At 49.6% G+C, this 26,213-nt stretch carries 23 protein-coding genes; 7 read left to right on the forward strand and 16 right to left on the reverse strand.

Annotated features, from left to right (window positions below; genetic code table 11):
* Positions 1–8 precede the first annotated feature (8 nt).
* Positions 9–2,558, reverse strand: coding sequence for an EAL domain-containing protein (locus MHN33_RS11715; RefSeq protein ID WP_239398149.1), 2,550 nt, complete (start codon positions 2,556–2,558; stop codon positions 9–11).
* Positions 2,559–2,634: 76 nt separating this feature from the next.
* Between MHN33_RS11715 and MHN33_RS11720 the strand changes: the two genes are divergently transcribed.
* The gene (locus MHN33_RS11720) at positions 2,635–2,928 is read left to right on the forward strand and encodes a DUF4144 domain-containing protein (protein ID WP_239398151.1); all 294 of its coding nucleotides are present in this window, start codon (positions 2,635–2,637) and stop codon (positions 2,926–2,928) included.
* 11 nt (positions 2,929–2,939) lie between these two features.
* On the opposite strand, the gene MHN33_RS11725 is transcribed toward MHN33_RS11720, so the two are convergent.
* From MHN33_RS11725 to MHN33_RS11745, 5 genes are all read right to left on the reverse strand, one after another.
* Complete coding sequence (locus MHN33_RS11725; protein ID WP_239398152.1) at positions 2,940–3,857, reverse strand: histone deacetylase family protein; 918 nt, start codon at positions 3,855–3,857, stop codon at positions 2,940–2,942.
* A gap of 133 nt (positions 3,858–3,990) precedes the next feature.
* Positions 3,991–5,571 carry a serine hydrolase gene (locus tag MHN33_RS11730; RefSeq protein ID WP_239398154.1) on the reverse strand — a complete coding sequence of 527 codons (1,581 nt, stop codon included), beginning with the start codon at positions 5,569–5,571 and terminating at the stop codon, positions 3,991–3,993.
* Positions 5,572–5,586: 15 nt separating this feature from the next.
* Positions 5,587–6,087, reverse strand: a complete 501-nt coding sequence (locus MHN33_RS11735; RefSeq protein WP_239398155.1) for a gamma-glutamylcyclotransferase family protein — start codon at positions 6,085–6,087, stop codon at positions 5,587–5,589.
* Positions 6,088–6,101: 14 nt separating this feature from the next.
* On the reverse strand, positions 6,102–6,728 hold the full coding sequence (locus tag MHN33_RS11740; protein WP_239398157.1) for a LysE family transporter: 627 nt from the start codon (positions 6,726–6,728) through the stop codon (positions 6,102–6,104).
* On the reverse strand, positions 6,709–7,506 hold the full coding sequence (locus MHN33_RS11745) for a hypothetical protein (RefSeq protein ID WP_239398159.1): 798 nt from the start codon (positions 7,504–7,506) through the stop codon (positions 6,709–6,711). Before MHN33_RS11745 ends, MHN33_RS11740 begins: the two co-directional genes overlap by 20 nt.
* A gap of 126 nt (positions 7,507–7,632) precedes the next feature.
* Between MHN33_RS11745 and MHN33_RS11750 the strand changes: the two genes are divergently transcribed.
* The 4 genes from MHN33_RS11750 (at position 7,633) to MHN33_RS11765 (ending at position 11,597) form a co-directional block, all read left to right on the forward strand.
* On the forward strand, positions 7,633–7,965 hold the full coding sequence (locus tag MHN33_RS11750; protein WP_239398160.1) for a 5-carboxymethyl-2-hydroxymuconate Delta-isomerase: 333 nt from the start codon (positions 7,633–7,635) through the stop codon (positions 7,963–7,965).
* 81 nt (positions 7,966–8,046) lie between these two features.
* Positions 8,047–8,757, forward strand: coding sequence for a pseudouridine synthase (locus MHN33_RS11755; protein ID WP_239398162.1), 711 nt, complete (start codon positions 8,047–8,049; stop codon positions 8,755–8,757).
* Between the two features lie 126 nt (positions 8,758–8,883).
* Positions 8,884–10,515, forward strand: a complete 1,632-nt coding sequence (locus MHN33_RS11760) for a methyl-accepting chemotaxis protein (protein WP_239398163.1) — start codon at positions 8,884–8,886, stop codon at positions 10,513–10,515.
* A 461-nt stretch (positions 10,516–10,976) separates the two neighbouring features.
* A complete protein-coding gene (locus MHN33_RS11765) occupies positions 10,977–11,597 on the forward strand; it encodes a hypothetical protein (protein ID WP_239398165.1) in 621 nt (206 codons plus the stop codon).
* A 106-nt stretch (positions 11,598–11,703) separates the two neighbouring features.
* On the opposite strand, the gene MHN33_RS11770 is transcribed toward MHN33_RS11765, so the two are convergent.
* The 8 genes from MHN33_RS11770 to queA form a co-directional block, all read right to left on the reverse strand.
* Positions 11,704–12,495, reverse strand: a complete 792-nt coding sequence (locus MHN33_RS11770; protein ID WP_239398166.1) for a transporter substrate-binding domain-containing protein — start codon at positions 12,493–12,495, stop codon at positions 11,704–11,706.
* 109 nt (positions 12,496–12,604) lie between these two features.
* Entirely contained in the window at positions 12,605–14,386 is a 1,782-nt protein-coding gene (locus MHN33_RS11775) for a bifunctional diguanylate cyclase/phosphodiesterase (RefSeq protein ID WP_239398168.1), read from the reverse strand.
* Between the two features lie 87 nt (positions 14,387–14,473).
* Positions 14,474–15,052, reverse strand: coding sequence for a hypothetical protein (locus tag MHN33_RS11780; protein ID WP_239398170.1), 579 nt, complete (start codon positions 15,050–15,052; stop codon positions 14,474–14,476).
* Between the two features lie 68 nt (positions 15,053–15,120).
* A complete protein-coding gene (gene secF, locus MHN33_RS11785) occupies positions 15,121–16,062 on the reverse strand; it encodes a protein translocase subunit SecF (RefSeq protein WP_239398172.1) in 942 nt (313 codons plus the stop codon).
* Positions 16,063–16,071: 9 nt separating this feature from the next.
* The gene (secD, locus tag MHN33_RS11790) at positions 16,072–17,931 is read right to left on the reverse strand and encodes a protein translocase subunit SecD (RefSeq protein WP_239398174.1); all 1,860 of its coding nucleotides are present in this window, start codon (positions 17,929–17,931) and stop codon (positions 16,072–16,074) included.
* A gap of 21 nt (positions 17,932–17,952) precedes the next feature.
* Entirely contained in the window at positions 17,953–18,291 is a 339-nt protein-coding gene (yajC, locus tag MHN33_RS11795; protein WP_046004309.1) for a preprotein translocase subunit YajC, read from the reverse strand.
* Positions 18,292–18,324: 33 nt separating this feature from the next.
* A complete protein-coding gene (gene tgt, locus MHN33_RS11800; protein WP_010383277.1) occupies positions 18,325–19,449 on the reverse strand; it encodes a tRNA guanosine(34) transglycosylase Tgt in 1,125 nt (374 codons plus the stop codon).
* Between the two features lie 189 nt (positions 19,450–19,638).
* Positions 19,639–20,679: a tRNA preQ1(34) S-adenosylmethionine ribosyltransferase-isomerase QueA gene (gene queA / locus MHN33_RS11805; protein ID WP_239398176.1), complete on the reverse strand. Its 1,041-nt coding sequence runs from the start codon at positions 20,677–20,679 to the stop codon at positions 19,639–19,641.
* A gap of 267 nt (positions 20,680–20,946) precedes the next feature.
* On the opposite strand from queA, the gene MHN33_RS11810 reads away from it, so the two are divergent.
* Together MHN33_RS11810 and MHN33_RS11815 are read left to right on the forward strand one after the other, a co-directional pair.
* Entirely contained in the window at positions 20,947–23,457 is a 2,511-nt protein-coding gene (locus MHN33_RS11810; RefSeq protein WP_239398178.1) for an EAL domain-containing protein, read from the forward strand.
* Positions 23,458–23,621: 164 nt separating this feature from the next.
* Positions 23,622–23,825: a hypothetical protein gene (locus MHN33_RS11815; RefSeq protein WP_239398179.1), complete on the forward strand. Its 204-nt coding sequence runs from the start codon at positions 23,622–23,624 to the stop codon at positions 23,823–23,825.
* A 73-nt stretch (positions 23,826–23,898) separates the two neighbouring features.
* Here MHN33_RS11815 and MHN33_RS11820 read toward each other — a convergent pair whose 3' ends face one another.
* Together MHN33_RS11820 and MHN33_RS11825 are read right to left on the reverse strand one after the other, a co-directional pair.
* Positions 23,899–24,819, reverse strand: coding sequence for a hydrogen peroxide-inducible genes activator (locus MHN33_RS11820; protein WP_239398180.1), 921 nt, complete (start codon positions 24,817–24,819; stop codon positions 23,899–23,901).
* 77 nt (positions 24,820–24,896) lie between these two features.
* Positions 24,897–26,165 (reverse strand): inorganic phosphate transporter, encoded by a 1,269-nt coding sequence (locus tag MHN33_RS11825; RefSeq protein WP_239398182.1) that lies wholly within the window; start codon positions 26,163–26,165, stop codon positions 24,897–24,899.
* Between the last annotated feature and the right edge of the window lie 48 nt (positions 26,166–26,213).

Here is a 26,213-nt window from a genome sequence, read left to right on the forward strand (position 1 = left end):
ACGGGCGCCTAGCGCCCGCCAGCCAAACGTTGCAGTGGCGCGCCTTCAACCCCCCGTTGTGAGTGGTAAAAGTTTAGCCAGTCAGACTGAGGCAATGGGCGGCAATAGTGATAGCCCTGCATGGTATGGCACCCCAGTTTTTGCAAAAACTTCTGCTGTACTGATTTTTCAACCCCTTCTGCCACCACATGTAAATTCAATGCTTTGGCCATTGCCACAATCGCTGTCACAATTTCGCTATTCCCGTATTCGTCCGGAATTTTAGCAATAAAACTGGCATCAATTTTCAGGATATCAATGGGCAATTTGGTCAGATAACTCAGCGCTGAATAGCCAGTGCCAAAATCATCCAGCGCAATCGAGACGCCCAGACTTTTGAGTTTCTTCAGCAGCACCTTAGCATCGTGCAGATTACTGATAAAGCTGGTCTCGGTGAGCTCTAGCTCAACATAGCGACCGTCCAGGTTATGCTGCTCCAGTGCCTTGGCCATGGTTATCACCAGATCGCCCTGGCTGAGGTGGCTGGCCGAAATATTAATGGCAATGCGGCGTATATCCAGCCCCTCTTTCAGCCATTGCGCCATTTGTCGGCAGGCTTCGTTGATCACCCACTGGTCGACCTTCACAATCAATCCCAGCTCTTCGGCCAGCGGGATAAACTGAGCGGGTGAGATGGTGCCCAGGTTCGGATCCTGCCAGCGCAGCAGACATTCTACGCTCATGATCCGACCGCTGGTCAGACAGCGCAGAGGCTGATAATGCAGCTCAAACTCCCCCCCTTCCAGTGCACTCTGGAAGCGACTGAGCATTGACAGTCGCTCCAGTGAGCGGGCATTCATAGAAGCTTTGTACAACTGAAATGAGTTACGCCCCAATTCTTTCGAGCGATACATGGCCACATCCGCATGTTTAAGCAGACTTTCACTGTCGAGGCCATCTTCCGGATAAATTGCCGCGCCCAGCGAAGCAGTAGCAGCAACATTAAGCTCACCCAGCGCAAAGGGCACGCTAAGCTCACTGAGCACCTGATCGGCAAAGCAGACAACATCATCCATCTGCTCGACTTCAGTGAGTAACACCACAAACTCATCGCCGCCGAGTCGCGCAAGTGTATCGCCCGGCTTAAGAATACCCTTGATCCGCTCACTCACCTGACTGAGCAGCTTATCCCCGGCACTGTGGCCTAAGGTGTCATTGACCTCCTTAAAGCGGTCTAAGTCAATGAACATCACGCTGAGCTTGTGTTTATCACGCTGTGCCGAAGCCAGTGCCATCGACAATCTATCGTAAAATAAACGCCGGTTAGGCAGCCCGGTTAATTCATCGAAATAGGCAAGCCGGGCAATTTTTTCCTCGGCATTTTTACGCTCGGTAATATCACTGAAAATAGCCGCGTAAAGGACATCATCGCTATAGGGCTCATTGATCTCAATAATGGTCAGCCACTCGACATAGACTTCGCCATTTTTACGCTTGTTGCAGATCTCCCCCTGCCAGACACCTTTATTCGACAGTTCCACCCACATACGTTCGTAGTAATCCTGACCATGCACGCCCGAGCTAAGAATACTGGGGTTTTTACCCAGTACTTCATAATCCTGATATCCAGTTAGCGCACTAAATGCCGGATTGATCTGAATGATCTCGCCACTGGCACGGGTGATCATAATGCCATCCAGTGACGCGTCGATTATACGGTTGGCCAGATAGAGGTTTTTTTCTGATTTTTGCAGTGCCAGATCTCGCTGTGCGAGTACTTTTTCCAGTTCACTGCAATAGGCCGTTTCTATTTCAGTCAGCACATTTTTCAGCGCCAGTAAGCCCATTACCGCATGTGAGCCTGGCTCGCGGATCACCAGGTGGCGAATGGAGCGTGCTGTCATCAGACGGTAGGCATCAAACAAGCTGTCTTTGGGTGTCATAGACTCCATCGGATAACTGGCCAGTTCCCAGCAAGGCATGCGCCAGTCCTGATTGAGGATCACATAAGCCACATCCCGTTGAGTGATGATGCCATACTCAGCCAGCGTTTGATTGTACACCAGTACCGCAGTGGTCCGGTCCCGGCGCATCGCGTGAATGGCTTCGGAAATACAGGCCTGGGCATCTAGGGTGCTGATCTGAGATTCAAAATGATCTTCAATGGGTCGAAAGTGCAGATAATGATCCAGCCCTTGATTACGCACAATGTCAGACAAAGACACTACCCCATGCGGCTGGTTGTGAGCATCTTTCACGAGCAGATGACGGATCCCCAGTTGATGAAACTTGATGGTGGCTTCACTGAGCGTCTGATTGATTTGAATATCATGTACCGGCGCATTCATAATGTTGCCAATGGCGGTCTGTGCCAGACCACTGTGTTCAAAGTCCAGACTGACACAATCGGACTCGGTCCAGATCCCGACAATTTTACCGTCCTGCTCAATAAATATTGAGCTGACCCGTCGCGCTCGCATCAGACTCAGCGCATCATATAAACGCGTGGTATAGTCACAACACAACAGGTTTTTAGAGTAAACATCTTTAATTTGCAGTTGACGTGTATCGCCCATCATAAGCACAGCCTCGCTTTCAGCCAATCTAATCGAGTATAATGAAGAGAATTTAAACAACCTTGACCAAGAACAAATAATGACAATAAAGTCTTACCCGTTCCTATTTTGGTTAGACCAAAGTCTCGCTTACGTCCACAGTGAGACTGAACTGGCTGAGATGTGCCATTATACGGGCCCTGACGAGGGGATCTGTATCTATCGTGATGGTCGGTATTTGACCCGTTCAGGCCAGGTGGTAACGCCTCTATCGGCCGATGAACTCACCCGTTTAGTGCAACAAACTTTAGTGCAGGAAGGCCAGTGCTGCGTTGCTAAGCTAAGCCAGTGCAGTGTCGAAGATGCCTTTACACTGTTAGAGAATATTCGTTAACAGGGTGAACCTCAGGCTTCTGCCAGTGCCCGGACATGGCACTCAACACTGCGCCCCAGGGATGACAGATCATAGCCGCCTTCAAGATAGGAAATGATCCCCAGACATGACTGGGCTTTGGCAAAGGCAATCACTTGTTCGGTAAACCAGATATAGTCCTGCTCGACAAAGCTCAGGCCGCCCATATCATCCTCCAGGTGTGCATCAAACCCGGCACTGATGAAGATTAGCTGAGGTGAAAACGCCGCTAGCCTGGGCAACCATTGTTGTTCAACCAGCGCCCGAAAATCACGCCCATCACTGCCTACAGGTAACGGGGAGTTCAACACTGAGTCGGTATTTTCGATCGCCGTATTCGGATAGAAAGGATATTGAAACAAAGAACAAAACAACACCTGAGGATCATCACGCACTATGTCCTGCGTCCCGTTGCCATGATGAACATCTATGTCCAGCACCGCGATACGCTCAACCCCCTGCTGCTTCGCATAAGCCACAGCAATGGCCAGGTTATTGAATACACAAAACCCCGACGAACTATGCTGGTTGGCATGATGACCGGGCGGGCGCACGGCGCAAAAAGCCGCATCCAGCTTACCTGCAAGCACCTCATCAACGGCAAGTAAACCCGCACCCACTGCCCGCTCAATGGCCTTCATCGAATCCGGACACAACCAGGTATCCCCGTCCAGTTCAGCCAGACCAGACTCGGGCAATGCCTCAAATACGCGATTGATATGCGCCAGGTCGTGTACCCGTGCTATGTCTTCTACTGTCGCCCTGGGTGCTGTTTTATACTCAATGGCCACGTCCAGGCCGGACGCCAGGATGCGATCGGAAATCGCATCCAACCGCTCCGGGCACTCCGGGTGGTCTGCAATCATTTTATGTTTACGACAAAACGGGTGTGTGATCAGGGCCGTACGCATAGCAATCTCAGTCCTTCGTAGAACAAATTATTGAGTAACTCAAAGCTTTATAAATTGAGTGTATCAGAGCCTCGCGAGGTAAGCCCTGATACTTTGGTGTAACCTTATACCTAGTGTGTTACGCAAACGGGTATTAACTTTCTGGCAGTGATTTTGCCCGCAGCTGCAGATTGTGAAAATCAAAACTGAAATCCGTGATATCCGGATTCACCCAGGACATGTCTGCCGCTTCTACCTGTTGCGATGGCGACAAAGTAAAATGAATATACGCATCTGCTTCCAGCATAGGCTGCTGCCACTGCACGACAAAGGTATTACCACTGTGATGGACCAGCTTTCCCTTCAGCATCGCAGTATGGGTAAAGTCGATATACAACTGACCATTTCGCTCTTCAACAATGACATCGCCATACCAGGGACTGCTCAGGGTACCCGTATACACTTGACTGGCCAGTGCCGGTTGGGGGTTGTCCACTTTTACCACGCCTGCTTCGCGATAAGTTTCCTCGCGTTTCGCATAATAACGTTCTGCGGTTTCTTTCACCCAGTCTCTCTCAGGCAGACCCAGTGCATCTTCAAACACTTCATTAATGATGGCGCTCAGGGCCGGGTAGACCTGCTGGTTAGACAATACCACCACGCCAAGTTCTTTGCCCGGGATCATCGCCACCTGAGAGACCATGCCCAGGATCCCACCACCATGCCCGACTTTTTTATAGCCAAAATAATCTTCAATGGCCCAGCCCAGACCATAACCTCTGAATTGTTGCTGGTAATATTTTTTACCCTCTTTACTGGGCTTACGCATAATATGCGGTAACCACATCTGGGCTTGCTGCTCACCACTGAACAAGCGTTTACCATCTGGTGTCTGTCCCTGGGACAACTGGGTGAGTAACCAGCGGCTCATATCATTTGCGCTTGACGCAATCGCACCGGCACCGCGAAAATCTTCCAGATAGTCTACGAAAAAGGGCGTCAGCTGTCCTTCCCAGTAAATACTGCCAGTTGCCCAGTTGGTGTTCGGCTTCGGGATCCGAGCAAACCCGGCTTTGGATGTCTGCATTCCCAACGGTCTGAACATACGCTGCTCGACGAAAGTCCGCCAATCCTGACCGCTCACTCTGTGTACCACTTCGCCTGCCACCACAAACATCAGGTTGTTATATGCATATTCACTGCGAAAGCTACTGTTTGTAGGCAAATGTGCAATCCCGGCTAGTAACTGAGCCATGTTTTTATCCGTATCGGGCCAGATCATTAGATCGCCTGCACCTTTGCCCAGGCCACTGCGATGGCTCAGTAAGTCACGAATGGTCATTTCTCGCGTTGCATAGGGATCGGCCAGACGAAACTCCGGGATGTGTTTAATCACTTGATCATCCCAGCTCAGCTTACCCTCATCCACCAGCATGGCCAGTGCAGTTGCCGTAAATGCCTTACTATTGGAGGCAATACCAAACAGGGTATCCGCATCGACCTTATCCCGTTGTGCAATATGGCGTACGCCAAATCCCCTGCTTAGCACGACCTGACCGCGCTCAACAACGGCAACCGCAATGCCGGGTATATGGAATGTCTCCATGGCCTCGGCAACCGCCTGCTCTACATCTGCAACATTCACGCCTGGAGCCTGCTGCTGTGCCAATGCCGGGGTACTACTCACAGACAAGAGTGCGGCGGCGATCAGGCCTTTGCCAAATTGGTACTTCATGTGTAATGCTCTTCCTTATTGATATATAGACAACTCCCGCCGGGCCCTGAGGTAATCCAAGTCCAGGATACACGGCTGCTTTGCAAGCAGCTGCTGATACGCCGCGGGAAACTGATGATGTTGAACGCCCCGCAGCACATGCTCCAGGTACCAGGAAAACGGCAGCAGGTCGTTATGAAGTTGTTGAGTGATATAGCAGTGTGCCACAGTTAAAGTGCCACAAGCGCGCACCACCTCGACACGTTGACGCTGATAGCCTTCGCCTTCAATGTCATCCAATTGCGTCATTTCCTGTTCGGTTAACGCATACAGCACACCATGCACATGGGCCTCTGCGCTGCTATCAGGTTCAATGGAACACTTAGCCGAGCCATCCTGACCAAGATGGCGAAAACCCAGTGTGTAACCGGGCAACTGCGCCGTACCAAGCAATTGGGCATGCGGTAAGCGTGCCTCAAGGCGCGCTGGGGTTAAATTTGAGCCGAAGGCAAAATTCAGGATGTCTCTTGATGCCATATTTTCTCCTGACGTTACAGAACCAGCCTGAGTGCCAGCAGAAGCAGAATCACGCCAATACCGCGATCAAACCAGTGTCCGGCACGTTGAAAAAAACCTCGAACTGCGGCTTTGCTCAACACCAGCGACAGAGATGAAAACCATATCCAGGTAGCCAGCGCCATATACAATCCGTAGAAAAGTTGTACGGACTGCGGCGTGCCGGGATCAATCACCAAAGTAAACAGCGAGAGGAAAAACAAGGTCGCTTTTGGATTCAGTGCATTAACCAAAAAGCCACGGCGCAGTGCCTTGATTCCGCTCTCCTGAGTGAGCGGCTGTGCTTCTCCTGGCTGCGCTGAAGCAGGAGTGGCGCTCGCGCGTAGTGCCTGAATCCCCATATATGTCAGGTAGGCGCCCGCCAGATACTTAAAGGCATTAAAGAGTTCTGGCGATTGTGATAACAACAGCGCGACACCGAGCAGACAATAGGTAACGTGCACTAAAATCCCCAGGCCAACCCCGGCGCTTGTCATCAGCGCATTGCGTCGGCCATGGCTAATGCTTTGCTTCAGAACAATGGCAAAATCGGGCCCGGGACTCGCGACAGCGAAAAAGTGTGCCAGTGCTATCAGAATAAACTCATCCAGGTAAGGTGACACGACTACGCTCCTCTAGTGCCAGTAAAACCGGGTCAGGAGACGATTTAATGATCCCCCGCAACTGCTTTTGCGCTTTTTTATACAAACTTTTAAGGTGTGGTTTCAGGTGTTTCGCACCTTGATATTGTGGCTTGAAATAGCACACCAGGGCATGTACAAATACCGTTTCGGCTTCACTGAGCGCGGCTTGTCGGTTAGCGTAGGCGTTATAACAGGACCCACACCCGCCTCTAAAGTGATAAGCGCTGTTGCTTAACATCACGCCAAAGCCCATAAACACCGCCAATACATCGGCTGCAACAGGCAGGTGTTCCTGACCACCTGGTGGTAACTTACCTACCTGATGAATTAATATCATTGCCAGGGATCCCGCCAGACTCGCCACCATATCCTGCGGTTGATTAATCTGGCTGGGGTTATAGGACAAAGCAACTGGCAGAGCAGGCTCCTCAGCCACTGATACCGAATCACCGCGCAACCCGCCAGTCAGAGTAAAGCGGGGAAAAGTCTGCTGCATTGGCATTTGTTGCGGCGGCAACAGTGAAATTGGCCAGTGTTGCATTCCGGCATATTCACGAACCCGATCAAATACTGTTTGTGCCATCTGCTCTACACTGCGGACCTGATCCGGAAAGTCCTGCACAGTGGGCTCAACAATGCGTGTGTATCGAAGAAAGAAATCGACATCAAAGTGTTCAACTGCCCAGCCAAATAAAACGATTAACTGCTGGGCCTGAGCGTCTTCCAGTAGTGGTTTAGATTTAAATATCGCCAGCATACTATCCTGTTATCCATAGAACTGCATACCAGATAAGGGGCACCCGATCGCCCAACTAATTACTTGGCAGTGCAAGAGAAGATTCATATCATATTGCCATATTAGCGATAATTATCCTGTGATACCATGCCTCATCTGATCATTGAACATTCTGAACACCTGAATATTTCTGTTTCCGAACTCGTCCAGGCCGTCCATCAGGGCGCTGAGCGCACTCAACTGTTTGACCCTGCATCCATAAAAACTCGGGCAATTGCCTATGCTGACTACCATTTAGGTGGTGAACACCTGGGTTTTATCCACGTTCAGGCTCATATCATTGCCGGACGTAATCTGGCACAAAAGCAACTGCTGAGCGAAACTCTGTTGAATGCGCTGTACAGTGTATGCGGTGACGAACCGCTCAATCTCAGCGTGCACCCCTATGATCTGGATCCCGAGATCTACCGCAAGAACTAGCATATAATGTAGCGTTCCAGAGCTGGTTCAGCTCACCCGCAGCAACACGCGGGTCGCATCCAAATTAACAGAGCAACTACTATGAAATTCCCCTGTCGTTTAGATAAGTTTGTCAGCCATGTCAGTGAGCTGCCACGCAGTAAAGTCAAAATTGGGATCAAAAAAGGCCTCGCCGTCGTCAACGGCGACAAGATTAATAAAGCGGATCATACTGTGCAACAGGATGATCTGGTTGAGTGGGAGGGGTCACAGCTGGTTTACCTGGGTAAACGTTACTATATGCTGAACAAACCCACAGGTTACGTGTGCGCCAATCAGGACGACCTGCACCCCACCGTTTTTGAGCTACTTGATGAGCCCAACTTAAAAGATTTTCATGTTGCAGGGCGATTAGACCTGGATACGACCGGACTCGTTTTAATCACTAATGATGGTGACTGGTCTCATCAAATTACCTCGCCAAAGAAGCAAAAATACAAAACATACCTGGTTGAAACACAAGAAGCGCTCACCGAAGAGGCCCTTGAACAATTGCGTCGGGGGGTTGCCCTGCACAATGAGAAAAACCTCACTCAGCCCGCCATTGCAGAGCAGCTGGATAAGTATTCGCTGCGCTTATCGATCTGTGAAGGCAAGTATCATCAGGTTAAACGGATGCTGGCCGCAGTGGGTAACAAGGTTGTGGAACTGCACAGAGAGAATGTCGCGGGCATCGAACTCGATGCACAGCTGGCAGTCGGAGAGTACCGCTTACTTAGTGAAGATGAAGTTAACATAATTAATGCAAGGTAAAGCGCTGTCACCCCCTATAGTGAGGAAAAATCATCTAAAATTCCGGTCTTAATGATGCTTTTCAGCTTTCCACAATAAGGAATTCGTGTTAAATCATTAAGTCAGGTTCTGCTACAGGGGCATCACGTGTTTTCATCACTAACTTTAAGAACAAAAATCATTCTATTTGCAGCCTCCATTTTTATCGCACTCATCCTGGTCGCGATCGTCGGGCTGCAATCCCTAAGACATGCAAGCGAAACAGATAACATCGCACGTATCAACCAGCTAATGAAGAGCACAGCCAACATTGTGCAACAGTTCGAAGGGTTTGTGCGCAGCGGTGAGCTGACTGAAATGCAAGCCAAGGCCCTGGCTTCAAAAATCTTAAGGGAAAACAAATACCACGACTCTGAATATGTGTATGTGGTAGACAGTAACCTTAATTTTATTGCAGCGCCGCATGACCCCCACCTTCATAACACCAGCTTTAACGACTTCAAAGATGCCAATGGTAATAGTATTGGCCGTATGGTGGAGCGTCTGGTTGGTTCACAAACGAATCGCATTATTACCTATAACTGGACGTCGGAGCGCAACGGCGCTGTCGCTGCTATGACTTCAGTAGTGCAAAAAACGCCACTGTTCGGCTGGTATGTTGGTACCGGGATCAGTTATCAGGAAGTCGACGAACGGTATTGGGATACCGCAAGCTGGCTGGCTTCTTTATCCTTCCTCATCGCCGTCGCACTGACCTTTGCACTAACCCGATTTGGATTATCACTGTCTAACAAACTGGGCGCAGAACTGGATGACGTACTCCATATCGTTCAGGAAGTTTCCCGCGGTAATCTGACATCTCAGATCCACAGTGATAACGCCAAACCAGACAGTATTCTGGCAGGAATGGAATATATGCAGGAGGGGCTCAAAGGTGTGGTTGGCGGGCTGAAGTCGGTCAGTGATTCGCTCAACGAACAAAGCCACAATGGTGAAGCTCGCTCAAATGAACTGGAGTCACTCACCCGCAGCCTGAGCGAAGAAACCCAAATGGTGGCCTCGGCCATTACCGAGCTCACGGCCTCCGCTCAGACCGTTGTAGAACATGCGGAGCAGGCTGCCGAGTCAGTGCAGCAGGCAGAAGGCCAGGGGCAAAGCGCTGATAAGCTGACCACTAAGGCCTCTGAAGCCATTGCCCTGCTGGAACAGCAAATTGACAGCGCCGGCAATAATATCCAGGTATTGGATGAAGAAGTGAAGAACATTGCCAATGTACTGAGTGTGATCCAGAGTATTGCAGAGCAAACCAACCTGTTAGCGCTGAATGCCGCAATTGAAGCTGCCCGTGCAGGTGAACAAGGGCGCGGGTTCGCCGTAGTGGCCGACGAAGTCAGACAACTGGCGCAACGCACACAAAGCAGTACAGAAGAAATTCACACCATGATTGGCAATCTCCAATCCGCAACTCAGGAAGCCAAGACATCGGTGACACTCAGCATTGCCACCAGTGAAAAAACCGTGACAATGTCTAACGAGGCCAGCGACGCACTGAAACGGGTGGCTGAGTCGCTGAGTGCAATATCGCAAATGAGCGACCAGATAGCACAGGCTGCGAAGGAACAGCTAGCTGCCGGAGAAGATACCGCGCATCGCGTGGTCACAATATCAGATACTGCCAGCCAAACCGCGCAGGTCTCGCATCATGCACATCAGGCAACCGACAGTATTACAGCATTGACCCATCAGCTGGAAAAAGAAATGGCAAAATTTAAAGTTTAGAAATTCGGTTAATATTCAGATTTTCAAGAAGAAAAAGTGAAACAAACAAAAAAATTAACAAATAATTAAAGTTATATGAAAAATATCATTTCACTTTTCTGGTCTAGGTGGTAAATTTATTAACCAGAGCTTAATAGACCTTATGTTGTGCTATATGAAATAAATCATATATGATAGGTCTGAAAGCACTCCCGATTCATCAGCATTACGTTGTCGTTACTCGCACGTAATTCTGTGATGAATGAGCAAAGGCGGAAGCTGTGCCTATACTCTGTAAGCTGACTAGCCAGTTTTTGTAGTCGTTTTGGTTAGGCAAACAACAATGACATAAGGAATATCAATATGAAAACTCTTTCATTAACTGATTGCCAAAAAGTCGCTGCCGGTTCCAGTGTTTTACACCCTGTTCGACCCAATGCCCAACAAACTTCCCAAAAAATTGAGACAAAACGTACTTCGACATGACAAAGGATTTATCGATTAAAGACCTACTACTACCATACGTCGTGATGGTAGTAGTCATTTTTATTATGCAGGATGCAACCTATGTGTTCATCCTTTCCTGTATTGCAATCATTTCTTTGGTATTCCTGATTGGACTGCGCATTAAGGACATTAATATTTGCGTGCTCGCAATGATGAACTTATCGTCCATTTTGATAGAAAACCTGCTGTTTTCTACAGGCTTAATCAGTCTCTATTCCGATGAAGAGAATCGTCTGCTGCAAAACAGTGTGATATTCGGCCTCTCCATGGCCAGAGAGCTATTGATATTAGTACTCCTCACCTATCGCGTAGAAATCACCAAGAAGCTCTTTCCAAAGCACCAGATCCGTGCCACATTTGCTGACAGTATGATGCCCTGGCTTTACCTGATAGGTGCAGCCATCAGCTTTTTTGCCCTGATAGAAAACTACTTTCGCAATGGTAAGGGCTACGATATCACCTTCTTCTTTTACGCCTTTGAAATTACAGGCTACCTGATCTTTTCCACCATCTGTGCCATGCTGGTTGCACTCACGGTGATCTCTTACAAAGAAGCCTATGAACTGAAGGTACCGACCATTAAAAAACGGGGTTAAGATTAGCAGACAAGCCAGTCAAGACAACGCCTGAGCCCAGCAGCAGGGTTGTCTTGGCATCCCACTTCCTGAGTTGACACAAAGGTGCTCACCTGTCAGCACTTACTCATTCCGTAAGAAAAAACGGGTTATCGAGATAAATAGGCTTTGCCGTGGTCAAAAAAGAAAGCTCAAAATAACGCGCCAGCAGTTGCTGGTACTGTCCACTTTCTTTCAAACGTAATAACCCCAGTGACAGCTTTTCTGCCAGTTGTGGTTTTTGTTTACTCACAAAAAAGTAGAAATGTGCTGGATACGACAGATAAATACCGGGGAATTTGACTAAGTCAGCGGCTGACTGTGCAGCGAGCTCCGAGTCCACTTCTATGACTGAACGTGGAAAATAGTCCGCTTTTTGCGTCAGAACCAAATCAAACATCGCCTGATAATTCACTATCGGTCTGACTTTTAAGCCATTGGCGGCCAATATTTTCGTATCAGGCCAGTCATGCCCCTGTACAGCGACCAGCTTTGCCAGCTCAGCTTTCCCCTCAACCGCTTCAAAACGCCCGAGTTGCGCACGATGTACCAGCAAAGCGCGCTTGCCAATCAAGCCATTAAAAAGGGGAAATTTAACCGCGATAGCCAGCTTTTCTCGTGCTGGGCTAGACATACTCCAGTGCAGGTCGACTTCACCTTTACTCAGCGCTAACAGGGTGCGTTGCTGATGAGGATGAACTTTAACATGCTGGATATCAACCGGGTATTCGGCTGCTTTCAATGACAGATCAAGGAGTTCGTAGAGAAATAAATCGCGGTCATAGAGGGGACGCATCTCCTTCGCAACATAAATGGTTGGCCTTGCTTCAGCGGCCACACCAAGCAGTACCAGTATCAGATAGATAACCCGTTTTACCATACCCCACCTAGCTCACATTGAATTGTCAGCCCTGCACTGAGCACCTCAGGACCTCACGCTGTTGACTCCCAAGCTACACCTAACAGTACCTAACTGCAACAATGCTGTGCTAAACGCTGCTCACGGCATCCAGACGTACAACCGGGGCACTGGGTTTACGGCGATTACAGACAAACAGATAACTATTACGATATCGCTTGGCCTCTTTTTTTGCGTCCGTCGCCAGGGCTGCAACCTGGTGACTGTTACTGCAAGATTCTACGTCCGGAGAGACCAGTCCGATCGATAACGTCAGCAATGGAACAAATTGTTTTTGGCCTTCCCGGTTACTGGCCCAGTAACCGCCAGCGGCCACATGTTCCGGGGTGAAAAAGGCTTTGGATTGGGCTTCAAACCGTTGGATTATCTCATGGCATAAGGTCTCGGCGTCGTCATTGTCAAACACGACCATAAAGTCATCACCACCAATATGACCCACAAAGCAATGACTGTGCTTACACACAGCCACGGTGACTTCGGCCAGCAATTTAATCACACTGTCGCCACTGGCGTAACCATACAGGTCATTAAACTGCTTAAAATGGTTGAGATCGATATAGGCCAGTGAAAACCCGTGCATGGCACGCAAACGCTGTTCTATGGCTTCATTGATAGCCACATTACCCGGTAGCATGGTCAGGGGGTTGGCATGTTGCGCATGGCGAATTTTTTCGTCCGTAATATGCTTAAGAATATCCCGCAGCGGTGCCAGGCCCAGATAGCATCCTTCCCGGGTAATGATAATATGCCGCCGAATGTCGAACTCATGCTCAGTGATCAGCTGGCTGACACTATCCAGTTGCTCCTGCTCATCCACAATTAACGGCTGTTTATCCATTAACTCGGTCACTGGCTTTTTATCGAATAAGGCATGTCCGTAAGGCGCTGCAAACACTTCGGTAAGCTGATCCCGATGTAGTAAGCCAACCGGCTCTCTGGCATCATTCACAACCGTCAGACTCATCAGCCGTTTATCTCTTTCAAAATGCCGGTGCGCATCAAGACACTGAGTACAGGTGTGAATAGCCGCCACGTCCTTAGCCAGCCAGCCAATGGCGATGGATTGCTCAAACGGATTATCTTTATTGTTACTGTGGCGATGCTGTGCCAGATTGATCATCTCGCAGTCGGGGCGCTCACTGGGCTTGGCCAGCAAATACCCTTGCGCATTTACAATCCCCAGCTGTTCCAGCAAAGCGAGCTCTTCCATACGCTCGATCCCTTCCGCAATGACTGCAGTGTTGGTTGCCTTAGCCAGTTCAATGATCGACTTCAGGAACTCCCGCTTGACGATGCTCTGGTCGCAATAGTCAATGAAGTAGCGATCCACTTTAACAAAATCAGGGCATAATTCAGACCACTGCTTAAGCCCAGAGTAGCCAGCTCCGAGATCGTCAATGGCAATCGTAAAACCCCGCTGGCGGTAATGTGCGATGGTTTTTAGCAATAAGAAGCCGTCATCCACTTTATCCTGCTCTGTCACCTCAATCACAATGCGGCTGGCTGCCAGCCCAGCCTGTTCAACCAAATGTAAGGTCTCGCCTTTGGGATGACGCGGATCCAGCAATGCTTTTGGACTGACATTAAGAAACAACTTACCGGGTAGTTGTTGCGCCACAAACTGAGTGATGGCTCTTTGGCGGCATAATAACTCCAGCTCAGACAGCCTATCGTAGCGACTGGCAGCCGCAAACAGGCTGTCTGGTTGCTCCAGCACAGAGCCCCGCTTACCACGGCTTAGCGCCTCGAAGCCGAGCACTTGCTCCTTTGCCAAATCATAAATTGGCTGGAATGCCGTATATACGGCCTGGTTTGCGATGATTTCATCCAAAAGGATCTGCGTAGAGTCCACTGCTCGATGACCAAGATGAGGGGTGATTGATAATCGAGCAAATTATCAATTTTACATGACAATTATATGTCAAAAAGACAATTGTACCTAAATTGATGTTGAATCATTTGCAACTTCCGATGACTCAGTCGCTGCTTCTGCACGTTTAAATGCCAGCCTGACTTGCTCAACATGGGCCATCAATTCAACCAGCTCCAGTTCAGCATCCAGGTATGCCTCATCATCGCTCAACCCGGCCTTGGACATCACTGCCACTTTGGCGGGGTGGACCAGTAATTCCTTAGGGTGATAACACACGGGATCAACCAGAGTCGGCAGCGCTTGTGCATCATGATAGTCCAGCTCAAGCTGCTGCAAAGTCAGCGTCGGTAGCGTTTGGGCTGCACCAAGCACGGCATCCAGGTAAGCCCCGCATTGTGGATAGGCCTGGTTAAAGTGTGCCAACACGGGGCCTGCTTCGTGCATCAAATCCTCAGCCTGTTGTGCTATGGCCTCAGCCGGCGTCTGGATCCGAATATTGGTAAGCAGATCGCTGGCGATCAGCCGGTAGCGGTGCAGTGTATCCTGAGGCTGGATGGGTGTTGCTGTACTCGCATTTGCCTGCTCGGCTTGCTCCGAGCAGCCAAGTAACGCCAGGCCGATCAGTGCTGTTAATTCCTTTCGCATTCGCTGTGCTCCTGTGGTGACAAAAAAGCCGCGATACAATCGCGGCTTTCTATTACATTGCAGGTTGATTATGGCATGGCATCCAGATCGGCGCCTTCTTTTTCCACTTCAACCGGGATCAAATCTTCTTTACTCACGCCCATGGCCACCGCCACAGAGCTGGCCACATAGACCGACGAGTAAGTACCGATGAATACACCGAACAGCAGCGCTGTGGCAAAACCATGAATAGTCTGACCACCCCAGACAAACAAGGCAACCAGTACCAGAATGGTCGTGATTGAGGTCACTAAGGTACGGTTTAGCGTCTGAGTCAGTGAGATATCAATGATCTCCAGCGTATCGTCAATGCGCACCTTACGGAAGTTTTCACGGATCCGGTCTGATACTACAATGGTATCGTTGAGCGAGTAACCTATCACGGCCAGAATCGCGGCCAAAATGGTCAGGTCAAACTCCAGTCCCAGCAGTGAAAACAGACCCATGGTCAGGATCACATCGTGGAACAAAGCAGCAACCGCGCCCACAGCAAAGCGCCATTCGAAACGAAACGCAACATAGATAAGGATACACAACAGTGCAGTCAGCATTGCCAGACCACCCTGCTCTTTAAGATCCTCACCCACACTGGGACCAACAAACTCGATGCGGCGCATCTCAACATTGCTGTCGACCTGTTTCAGTGCGTCCACCAGCTGGTTACCCAGGATCTCGGCTTTCACGTCATCGCGCGGCGCCAGACGTACCAGTACATCCTGGCTTGAACCAAACAGCGTCACCGATGCATCCGGGAAGCCATTTTCAGCCAGCGTGCTACGCACTTTCGGTAAGTCGGCAGGCTGAGAAAAACCCACTTCAACCGCCGTACCACCGGTGAAATCCAGACCCATGTTCATGCCTTTGTACGCCAGGCTGAAAACAGACGCCAGGATCAGTAGCGCAGAAAACGCCATCGACACCTTACGTACCGCCATAAAACGGATAGTGTCTTTGATTCTTAATAACTGCATGTCCGTCTCCTAGATTGAAAGCGAGTTAATACGCTTGCCACCGATGACCGCATTGATCACCGCACGGGTACCGACGATAGCCGTAAACATCGACGTTAAAATACCAATCGCCAGCGTTACAGCGAAGCCTGCTATCGGACCTGTACCTACAGAGAACAGGATCACGGCCGCGATCAGCGTGGTAATGTTGGCGTCGAAAATGGTGCTGAAGGCACTGTCATAGCCATGGTGAACCGCTTGCTGAGGACTGCGCCCTTCTGCCAGCTCTTCACGAATACGCTCAAAAATAAGCACGTTAGCATCTACCGCCATACCGACGGTCAGTACGATACCGGCGATACCCGGTAAGGTCAGTGTGGCACCCGGGATCATCGACATAACGCCCACAATCATCACCAGGTTGGCAGCCAGCGCCAGGTTGGCAACCAGACCAAAGCCTTTGTAGTACATCAGCATAAATGCCAGTACGAAAGCAAAGCCCAGCACAACGGCTGTCATACCTGCCTGAATGTTTTCCTGACCCAGGCTTGGACCCACCGTACGTTCTTCAACGATTTGGATAGGCGCAACCAGCGCACCTGCACGCAGCAACAAGCTCAGGTTATGGGCTTCTGCTGGCGTGTTAATGCCGGTGATCTGGAATGAGCTGTTCAGACGAGCCTGAATGGTGGCCACGTTGATCACTTCTTCCACTTTAATTGGCGGCAGGGCCTTACCATTTTTGTCGACTTTACCCGACGGCTTGTATTCGATGAATACGGTTGCCATAGGCTTACCAATCGCGCGCTTGGTAAAGGCACTCATTTTCGCACCACCTTTGCTGTCCAGGTTGATGCTTACTTTTGGACGCTGATACTCATCCAGGCCAGACTGTGCACCTGTAATGTGTGAGCCTTCTAGTACCACACGTTTTTTCACCACGACCGGGTAACCAGCCTGATGCATAATCACTTCTGAACCAGGTGGTACGCGACCTTGCGCCGCGGCACGTGCATCAGCATTTTGATCCACTTCACGGAATTCCAGTGTTGCCGTCGCACCTAAGATTTCTTTGGCACGAGCAGTGTCCTGTACACCCGGTAACTGAACGATAATGCGCTCAGCGCCCTGACGTTGTACGTTAGGCTCTGCAACACCCAGCTGGTTAATCCGGTTACGAATGATGGTTTCGTTTTGCTTGATAGCGTAGTCACGCAGCTCTTTGATTTTTGGCTCGCTCAGCGTCGAGAAAAATGCCAGACCATTGCTGCTGTCGTTGATAAACAGGTTACCCGGGTAGCGGTTTTTCAAAAAGCGCTCAGCTGCATCGCGGTCTTCATCAGAGCGCATGACCACCTGAATACGATCGCTGTTGGCAACACGACGAATAGAACGATAACGTAGTTTTTCTTCTCTTAGATCGCTCTTATAGTCCTGCTCCATCTGCTCAAATGCTTTGTCCATGGCCGTTGCCATATCAACTTCCATCGTGAAGTGAACACCACCGCTCAAATCCAGGCCCAGTTTCATTGGGTTAGCACCCAAATTCTTTAACCACTCAGGCTGTGCCGGGGACATGTTAATGGCAGAGATATAATCTTCACTCAGGGTATTGCGCAGCAGGTCTTGCGCTTTAAGCTGATCTTCAACGTTGGTGAAGCGGACCAATACCTGGCCATCTTCAAGGGCCGTTGATTTAACGGTGAGGTTGTTGTCTTTAAGTGTTTTATTTACCTGGTCGAGCACACTGAGATCGGCATTGGTACCTTTAGTACCAGAAACCTGTATGGCCGGATCACGACCATACAGGTTAGGTGTAGCGTATAAAATACCTACGGCCAATACAGCGAGCACAAGTAAATATTTCCACATTGGATACTTGTTTAACACTGGATCATCCTTATTGCTGGTTTATAGCGATTTCATTGTGCCTTTCGGTAACACCGCTGAAATCGCTGATTTTTGTACCGTTACTTCGGCCTGATCATTCAGGGCAATAACGATGAAATCTTTGTCTTCTGCAACCTTAGTGATTTTACCAACCAGGCCACCCTGAGTGAGCACTTCATCACCTTTGGTCAGCGCACCCATCAGATCTTTGTGCTCTTTGACACGTTTTGCTTGTGGGCGGTAGATCAGGAAATAAAATACCAGACCAAAAATACCCAGCATGATCAACATGCTCCACTCGCCACCGGCTGGTGCTGCGGCTGCCGTGCTGGCATGCGCGCTAGACATAAATAAGCTCATAGCTCTTCCTCATTTAATTTTTATTGCAAACTATTATTCGGTGTCGGCCAACGGCGGAACCGGTCTGTCACGTCGGGCATAAAAATCGGCCACAAACTGATCAAACGTACCGGCTGCTATGGCCTCACGCATTCCTTCCATCAGGCGCTGATAATAACGCAGGTTATGGATGGTATTAAGGCGCGCACCTAAAATCTCGTTACACTTATCCAGATGATGCAAATAAGCACGTGAGTAATTTTTACAAGTGTGGCAATCACACTCCGGGTCCAGCGGACCTGTATCCGTTTTATGCACCGCGTTGCGGATCTTAATCACACCACCGGTAATAAACAGGTGGCCATTTCGCGCGTTACGGGTTGGCATCACACAGTCAAACATATCGATGCCACGGCGCACAGCTTCTACTAAATCTTCCGGCTTGCCCACGCCCATCAGGTAACGCGGTTTTTGCTCCGGCATCTTATAAGCACAGTGATCCAGAATGTTGATCATGTCTTCTTTTGGCTCACCTACTGACAGGCCGCCCAGGGCATACCCATCGAAACCAATGTCTTCCAGTCCTGCCTGAGATTCGGCGCGTAACTCAGGGTACATACCGCCCTGAATAATGCCAAATAGTGCTGACGGGTTATCGCCATGGGCTTCTTTAGAACGCTTTGCCCAGCGCAAAGACAGCTCCATAGAATCGCGTGCTTCTTTTTCAGTCGCAGGATAAGGCGTACATTCATCAAAAATCATCACGATGTCAGAGCCCAGATCACGCTGTACTTCCATCGCTTTTTCCGGAGACAGCATGATCCGTTCACCATTGACCGGAGACTGGAACAGCACGCCTTCTTCGCTGATCTTGCGCATTGCGCCAAGACTGAATACCTGGAAGCCGCCAGAATCGGTCAAAATCGGTTTATCCCAGTTCATAAAATCGTGCAGATCACCATGCTGTTTGATGATCTCGGTGCCCGGACGCAACATTAAATGGAAGGTGTTACCCAGACAGATGTGCGCACCTGTGTCTTTTAGCTCGTCCGGCGTCATGCCTTTGACGGTGCCATAGGTACCTACAGGCATAAATGCGGGTGTTTCAACCACGCCCCGGTCGAAGATCAGGCGGCCACGACGCGCCTTGCCCTGCGTACAATCTAATTCAAATTTCATACTTACCTCTGGTCGGAAAAACAGTCCAACTTACTCTTAACCGGGCGTCAAACCCGGAGATACTGAAAACCGCCCGATTCTACCATAATGGCAATAATATTGGGGCGAAAATAGCACTTTAAAGCGCCGGGTCACAGAATTCAGGGGCTAAAACTGAAAAACCCAGCCTTAATGCTGGGTTTTTATCATTTACGCCTTATTCTGCCTGGTCAGGAACATGGCATCACCATAACTAAAAAAGCGATACTGCTGGGCAATCGCCGTCTCATAGGCACGCATAATATGCGCCTGACCCGCGAAGGCGCTGACCAGCATGATCAGGGTTGATTCGGGCAGGTGAAAGTTGGTGACCATGGCATCAACCAGCTGGAACTGATAGCCCGGATAGATAAAGATATCGGTATCACCGTAAAACGGCCTCAGCTCATCCGGATGCGCTTTGGCTGCCGACTCCAGCGAACGTACCGACGTTGTACCAATTGCGATAACTCGGCCACCACGCTGGCGCGCAGCGGCAATCGCATCCACCACTTCCTGCGGCACTTCGATATACTCTGAGTGCATATGGTGGTCGTTGACGTTCTCAACCCGCACGGGCTGGAAGGTCCCTGCACCAACGTGCAGCGTGACAAACGCCATTTCAACGCCTTTGTCTTTTAACTGGGCCATCAGCACATCATCAAAATGCAGGCCCGCAGTCGGCGCTGCAACCGCACCAGGCTTTTCACCATACACAGTCTGGTAGCGCTCTTTATCTTCTTCCTCATCCGGGCGATCAATATAAGGTGGTAACGGCATGTGACCGATTTCATCCAGAATTGACAACACCGACGCATCACCGTGAAACCTCAGCTCGAACAGCTCACCATGACGAGCCACCATAGTGGCTGTTGCTTTGCCTTCGAGTAAGATCTCGGTCCCCTCTTTTGGCGATTTACTGGCACGCACATGGGCCAACACACTGTGCTCATCCAGTACCCGCTCAACCAGCACTTCCAGCTTACCGCCGGTGGCTTTTTGACCAAACATACGGGCCGGGATCACTTTAGTATTATTGAAAATTATGAGATCTTCCGGATTGATCAAATCGACAATATCCTTGAACACTTTGTGCTGCAATTCACCAGTGTTGCCATCCAGTGTCAGCAAACGACTGCTGGAGCGTTCTTTTTTGGGGTGGCGAGCGATCAGCTCATCAGGGAGTTCAAAACTAAAGTCAGCAACGCGCATAGAAGACCTCAAATTAATGCAAATAGGCGCCAAGTCTAGTGATCCACCTACGCTAAATCAAGTGCTGAGGTAAAACTATGTAACGCTTGTCAGTGCCCCAAAATAGCTTTAATCTAGTTGCTATTGTACGAAATTTCGCAGCTAAAACGGTGCCACACAGCGACCTCCCGCTCACGGGACCCTCTAAGGTACACAGCGCAAGACATATCACTGACAGAAAGGGCAAAAACTTGTTTACTTATTTCATGGGTTTAAGGCTGTAACACCATGGCAAAGCAACTCACATTATTGCTGGTGAATGCGGATCAACAGGAACGCCAGCTGATCGTCAAAACCTTGTCTTCACTGAACGTATTTCGCATCGTTGAACACAGTGATACGCAGGCAGCGCTAGGCGTATTAAAGCAACAAGCCGTCGATTTAATCATTACCGGACTTAATGTCGGCAAAATAGATGGCTGGCGCTTCTCCCGTATGGTGCGCTCCGGACTGCTAAAAACACCGAAAAATACGCCGATTGTACTCACACCGCCCACCTATTGCGAACGTATTGCCGAAACCACGGCACGCAGTTATAGCATAGATGCCGTGTTACCACTGGAGCGTCAGGATGTACTACCGCAGGTATTGGCGAATGTGTTATCAACCCATCTGGAAAAAAGCAGTCGCTTAAACCTGTTATTACTTGAGCCGGACCAAACCCGTGCCGATGAGATCTGCCAGCATTTGTCACTGAACTTTACCACCACGCACGTCACCACCACCAATGGGGCGCTGTCACAGTTTCTGCAAAGTCAGTTTGCCATTGTGCTGCTGGATGCAACGGCAACACACAGTGACGCCGGTAAAGAGCTGGTGGCGAACATTCTGCAACATAAACCCAGCCAGGCCATTGTAACTATTATAGATAACCGCGATGCGGATTATGCCGAACAGCTGCTGTTGCTGGGAGTCACTGACTTTGTCCGTGCGCCCTATGATCTGTCTTTATTGAGTAAAGTGTGTGACCACGCGGCGCGGCGTGAAGACTTTATGGTCAGCTATGCCGAGTTTGCTGAAAAGGTCGAACAGCTCAGCCGCAGCGAGCGACGCTATAAAGACCTGTTCTCGGCACACCAGCGTATTTTGCTGCACCTCAATACCGTTGTGATGGAACTGGATACCGCCGGGGTGATCCGCTTTTTAAATCCGGCCTGGGAGCAGCTGGTAGGGCACAAGCTAAAAGCCAGCCTGCACACCAGCATGTTTGACTATGTGCTGGCGGAGCACCGCGACAAACTGGCCTCGGTGCTGACCAAAGTACAGCAAGGCGAGCAGCAATCAGCGCTGTTAGAGCTACAGGTGATGCAGAGCAACCAATGCCCTATCTGGGTTGAATGCCGCTTTCAGCTGATTAAAAATGTCACCAGTACCGCCACAATTACGGCAACCATAGACAATATCCATGAACGTAAACAAGCCGAGTTGCAGCTGCGCCACCTGGCATTGCATGATACCCTGACCGGCCTGCATAACCGCTATTACTTCGATCAGCAATTGAATCTCCTATGTGAGCAGGCTAAGCATGATACACAGCTTGAACATGCGCTGATCTATATCGACCTGGATCACTTTAAGATCATCAATGACAGCAAAGGTCACCAGCAAGGCGACATTGTGCTGAAAGAAGTGGCGCAACTGTTTGGTGAACACATTGCCGATGAGCACCTGATCTTCCGCATCGGTGGCGATGAGTTTGCGATTTTACTAAAGCACACGCCACTGCTGGATGCCCATATGCTGGCCGAAAGTGTCTGTAGTGCCATTGAACACCATCAATTTCATTCCGAGGAAGCCAGCTATACCATCAGCTGTTCCATTGGTTTAACACAGATCACCCACCAGAACAGCGACCCCAGCGAATGCCTCAAACAGGCTGACATCGCCCTGTATATTGCCAAAAACCTGGGCCGCAACCTGGTGCACTGTTATAGCAAAGAAGATGCCCAGAACAGTACCCTGCAAACCGGGCTGGAATGGGGACATAATGTCCGTCAGGCATTGCAAAATAACCATATTGAGCTGCACTATCAGCCTATCTGGGATTTCAAGCGCAACCAGGTGGCCTATTTCGAAGCTTTATTGCGGCTGCGTATCGAAAGCAATCTGGTATATCCGAATCAATTTATCCCGGCACTGGAGTTACTGAATGACACCTACCTGATGGATCAGTGCGTGATCCGGGAATGTATTCGCGCCATTGCCGCACACCCTGAGCTACATCAGGTCTCAGTTAACCTCTCGGCTCAGTCGTTCCTTGACGAACGTTTGCTGCCTCATATTCAGTCCTGCCTGGCGGAGTTTCAGGTAGCGGCGAGTGCCATTATTTTTGAGATCACCGAGTCAGCCAGTATCAATAACCTCAGTGCCACGCAAGCCATGATAGCCAAGCTCAACGAGCTTGGTTGTCACTTCTCAATCGATGATTTTGGCACCGGTTTCAGCACCTTCAGCTACTTAAAACAGCTGCCTGCACAACATGTTAAGATTGATGGTTCGTTCGTGCGCGACATGCTAAACGACCCCATAGATCTGGCGCTGGTAAAAGCTGTCAACGACATCAGTCACTCACTGGATAAGCGCTCTGTGGCTGAATATGTGGAGAGCAAAGAGATCTTTGATGCACTCAAAGAAATCGGTATTGATTACGGACAGGGCTACTATATTTCGCGTCCATTGCCAGTTGAACAGCTCGGTGCCGTGCTGAAAACTATTTTGTCTGAGAAAACAGCCTGCTAGTATTTTTGAATAAAAATCGACTAAAAATTAGCTGCCTCTTGGGGAATTCTCATCTATAATTAAGCGTACATTTTGACGTGTCACTTTAAATACATGAAACACAGGTATTTACAAGACATTCAATGGATTTGGACACGTCTGGCTATGGAAATGGAGGAATTGCAATGGTACAGCTGTCTATCATATTGTTGCTCATATACGTTGTTATCGCCGTACAATGTTACCGCAGCGCAAGCCACAAAGGCTACCCTAAACTGTTTTTTACCCTACTCGGCTTAGTGCCTTATTTTAATCTGGTAGTGTGGGTATATCTGTTGTTCTTACCCGATCTGAAATCAAGTCGCCAGATGAGCTCTCTGGAGTCTTAAATGCACACAGCGCGCACAGCCAAATAGTTTGCTTGTCTGACATAAAGGGCCGGTGCCCTTTATGTTTCTTTAGCTACAGGCGTGGAGCTTCGCTGCAATGCTGAGCGACAAATTCACCCGCTTTGTCGCTGAACAAGCGGAAATCTCTGATCCGGCCCGTGGTTTTACGCCACAGTAGGCCAATTTCACGATATGCATCGGGTTGCGGTGCGGTGGCGACCATAGGTTTGCCATCAAGGATACCGGCGTTCAGTGCCATCTGAGGCAAGAAAGTCACCCCGTTTTGGTATTCCACCATGCTGAGCAAGGTATGCAGGTTAGCGGCCTCAAAGGGGTTGATACAGGCGCTACGGTTAAGGTGGCAGGCACTGAGCGCATGATCTGTCATGCAGTGTTCCCGCTCCAGCAAAAACACGCTTTGCTCCGGTAGCACATTAAAGTCATCCAGCTGCTCGGGTACCTGATACGCCTGATGGCGGACCAAGGAAAAATGATCCCGGGCAATCACCTGAGTGTGAAACTTTTCGGTTCTGTAGGGCAACGCCAGCATGCCCATATCAATGTGGCCCTGCTCCAGCTTATCGAGCAAGCGATCACTGGTATCTTCCACCAGCACCAGTTGCAGCTCAGGGAAGGCCTCTTTGCAAAAGCGATATAAAGGCGCTGCAATAAAGCTGGCGATGGTAGGAATGATCCCTAAAACCAACTTACCTGATAAAGGGTGTTTAAAGCTCTTGGTGAGCTCTACCACGCTGATGGTGTCACCAATAATACGCTTGGCACGCACCACGACTTCTTCGCCCACATCCGTGAACATTAAACTGCGGTTTTCACGCTCTATCAGTTGGCATCCCAGCGTTTCTTCCAGATTCTGGATGGCACTGCTCAGCGTTGACTGACCAATAAAACAAGCTTCCGCAGCGCGGCCAAAATGCTGGTGCTGATGCACCGCAATTAAATACTGTAACTGTTTAATGCTTGGTAAGTTATTCACTTTTTATACCCACAAATAAAAAGACCCCAACACCAAAGGCATTGAGATCTTTTCAAGCTAAAAGTCTGTCCTTTCTGTTAAACGCCGAATGCGCTTCTCAGAATGTAGAATATAACAATAGCAAGGGCAGCGCCAACTGGCAATGTGATCACCCACGAAACCACAATGTTTCTGATCACCCCCATGTTCAGCGCAGCAATACCGCGTGCCATACCGACACCCAATACCGCACCCACTAACGTTTGTGTGGTTGAGATTGGCAGGCCTGTGCCTGATGCAATAACAACCGTAGACGCGGCTGCAAGCTCAGCGGCAAAACCACGGCTTGGTGTCAGGTGAGTAATGCCTTCACCGATAGTTTTGATTACTTTTTTACCCAGCACTGCCAGACCGACGACGATACCTAAGCCACCCAGTGGCAGGATCCACCACGCCAGCGCCGCTTTCTTGGCAATTTCGCCATTGTGTTCAACAATGTTCACAACCGCGGCCAGAGGACCAATCGCGTTAGCCACATCGTTCGAACCGTGCGCGAACGCCATACAGCAGGCTGTCAGTACCATCAAAATCGCAAACACTTTCTCAACGTTATTAAAGTGCATTTGCTTATCTGCATTCGGGTCTATCTTCAGGCGGTTGATGGCCATTTTACCAACCAAGCCAACCAATACAGCAATACCAATAGCCAGCGCATAACCTTCGACAGTGCCCAGGTTAACACCAATGTGCTTGAGGCCTTTTTTAATCGTCACCAGAGACATCACAAATCCAGCCAGACCCATGTATACAGGAACGAATCGTTTGGCGTTTTCTAATGGCTTGTCGGTGTCAAAGATCAGCTTTTGCGCACTCATAAAGATAAGGTAAGCAATGAAGCCCGAAATCGCAGGGGTCACGATCCAGCTACCGACGATACCGGCAACCTTGCCCCACTGAATCGCTTCGCTGCCCACGGCCACTAACGCAAAACCTATGATGGCACCAATGATAGAGTGCGTAGTAGACACAGGCCAGCCAAGCATGGACGCTAACAACAACCAGGTACCTGCGGCAAACAGGGCCGAAATCATGCCCAAAACCATGAGTTCCGGGATGTCCATAAATGGCGTGGCATCGATGATCCCTTTACGGATCGTTGATGTTACCTCACCACCGGCCAGGTAAGCACCGGCAAATTCAAAAATCATCGCGATGATGATTGCCTGTTTGATGGTCAGCGCTTTTGAGCCAACCGATGTACCCATCGCATTGGCTACGTCGTTCGCGCCAATGCCATAGGCCATAAAGAAACCAACTGCGGCCGCAATAATAATCAATAGCGAGCCATAGGATGCAATGATATCCATTGTAAAACCTTTAATTCTTAACTAATTGTGTGAAGGCAGATGGTGTAC

The organism is Pseudoalteromonas sp. OOF1S-7, from assembly GCF_022347765.1.
Lineage (GTDB): Bacteria > Pseudomonadota > Gammaproteobacteria > Enterobacterales > Alteromonadaceae > Pseudoalteromonas.

Bases quoted from the DNA above. Each gene is read 5' to 3' on its own strand.
- MHN33_RS11715 (WP_239398149.1), bottom strand. From the start codon at position 2,558: ATGATGGGCGATACACGTCAACTGCAAATTAAAGATGTTTACTCTAAA.
- MHN33_RS11720 (WP_239398151.1), top strand. From the start codon at position 2,635: ATGACAATAAAGTCTTACCCGTTCCTATTTTGGTTAGACCAAAGTCTC.
- MHN33_RS11725 (WP_239398152.1), bottom strand. From the start codon at position 3,857: ATGCGTACGGCCCTGATCACACACCCGTTTTGTCGTAAACATAAAATG.
- MHN33_RS11730 (WP_239398154.1), bottom strand. From the start codon at position 5,571: ATGAAGTACCAATTTGGCAAAGGCCTGATCGCCGCCGCACTCTTGTCT.
- MHN33_RS11735 (WP_239398155.1), bottom strand. From the start codon at position 6,087: ATGGCATCAAGAGACATCCTGAATTTTGCCTTCGGCTCAAATTTAACC.
- MHN33_RS11745 (WP_239398159.1), bottom strand. From the start codon at position 7,506: ATGCTGGCGATATTTAAATCTAAACCACTACTGGAAGACGCTCAGGCC.
- MHN33_RS11750 (WP_239398160.1), top strand. From the start codon at position 7,633: ATGCCTCATCTGATCATTGAACATTCTGAACACCTGAATATTTCTGTT.
- MHN33_RS11755 (WP_239398162.1), top strand. From the start codon at position 8,047: ATGAAATTCCCCTGTCGTTTAGATAAGTTTGTCAGCCATGTCAGTGAG.
- MHN33_RS11765 (WP_239398165.1), top strand. From the start codon at position 10,977: ATGACAAAGGATTTATCGATTAAAGACCTACTACTACCATACGTCGTG.
- MHN33_RS11770 (WP_239398166.1), bottom strand. From the start codon at position 12,495: ATGGTAAAACGGGTTATCTATCTGATACTGGTACTGCTTGGTGTGGCC.
- MHN33_RS11780 (WP_239398170.1), bottom strand. From the start codon at position 15,052: ATGCGAAAGGAATTAACAGCACTGATCGGCCTGGCGTTACTTGGCTGC.
- secF (WP_239398172.1), bottom strand. From the start codon at position 16,062: ATGCAGTTATTAAGAATCAAAGACACTATCCGTTTTATGGCGGTACGT.
- yajC (WP_046004309.1), bottom strand. From the start codon at position 18,291: ATGAGCTTATTTATGTCTAGCGCGCATGCCAGCACGGCAGCCGCAGCA.
- tgt (WP_010383277.1), bottom strand. From the start codon at position 19,449: ATGAAATTTGAATTAGATTGTACGCAGGGCAAGGCGCGTCGTGGCCGC.
- queA (WP_239398176.1), bottom strand. From the start codon at position 20,679: ATGCGCGTTGCTGACTTTAGTTTTGAACTCCCTGATGAGCTGATCGCT.
- MHN33_RS11810 (WP_239398178.1), top strand. From the start codon at position 20,947: ATGGCAAAGCAACTCACATTATTGCTGGTGAATGCGGATCAACAGGAA.
- MHN33_RS11815 (WP_239398179.1), top strand. From the start codon at position 23,622: ATGGTACAGCTGTCTATCATATTGTTGCTCATATACGTTGTTATCGCC.
- MHN33_RS11825 (WP_239398182.1), bottom strand. From the start codon at position 26,165: ATGGATATCATTGCATCCTATGGCTCGCTATTGATTATTATTGCGGCC.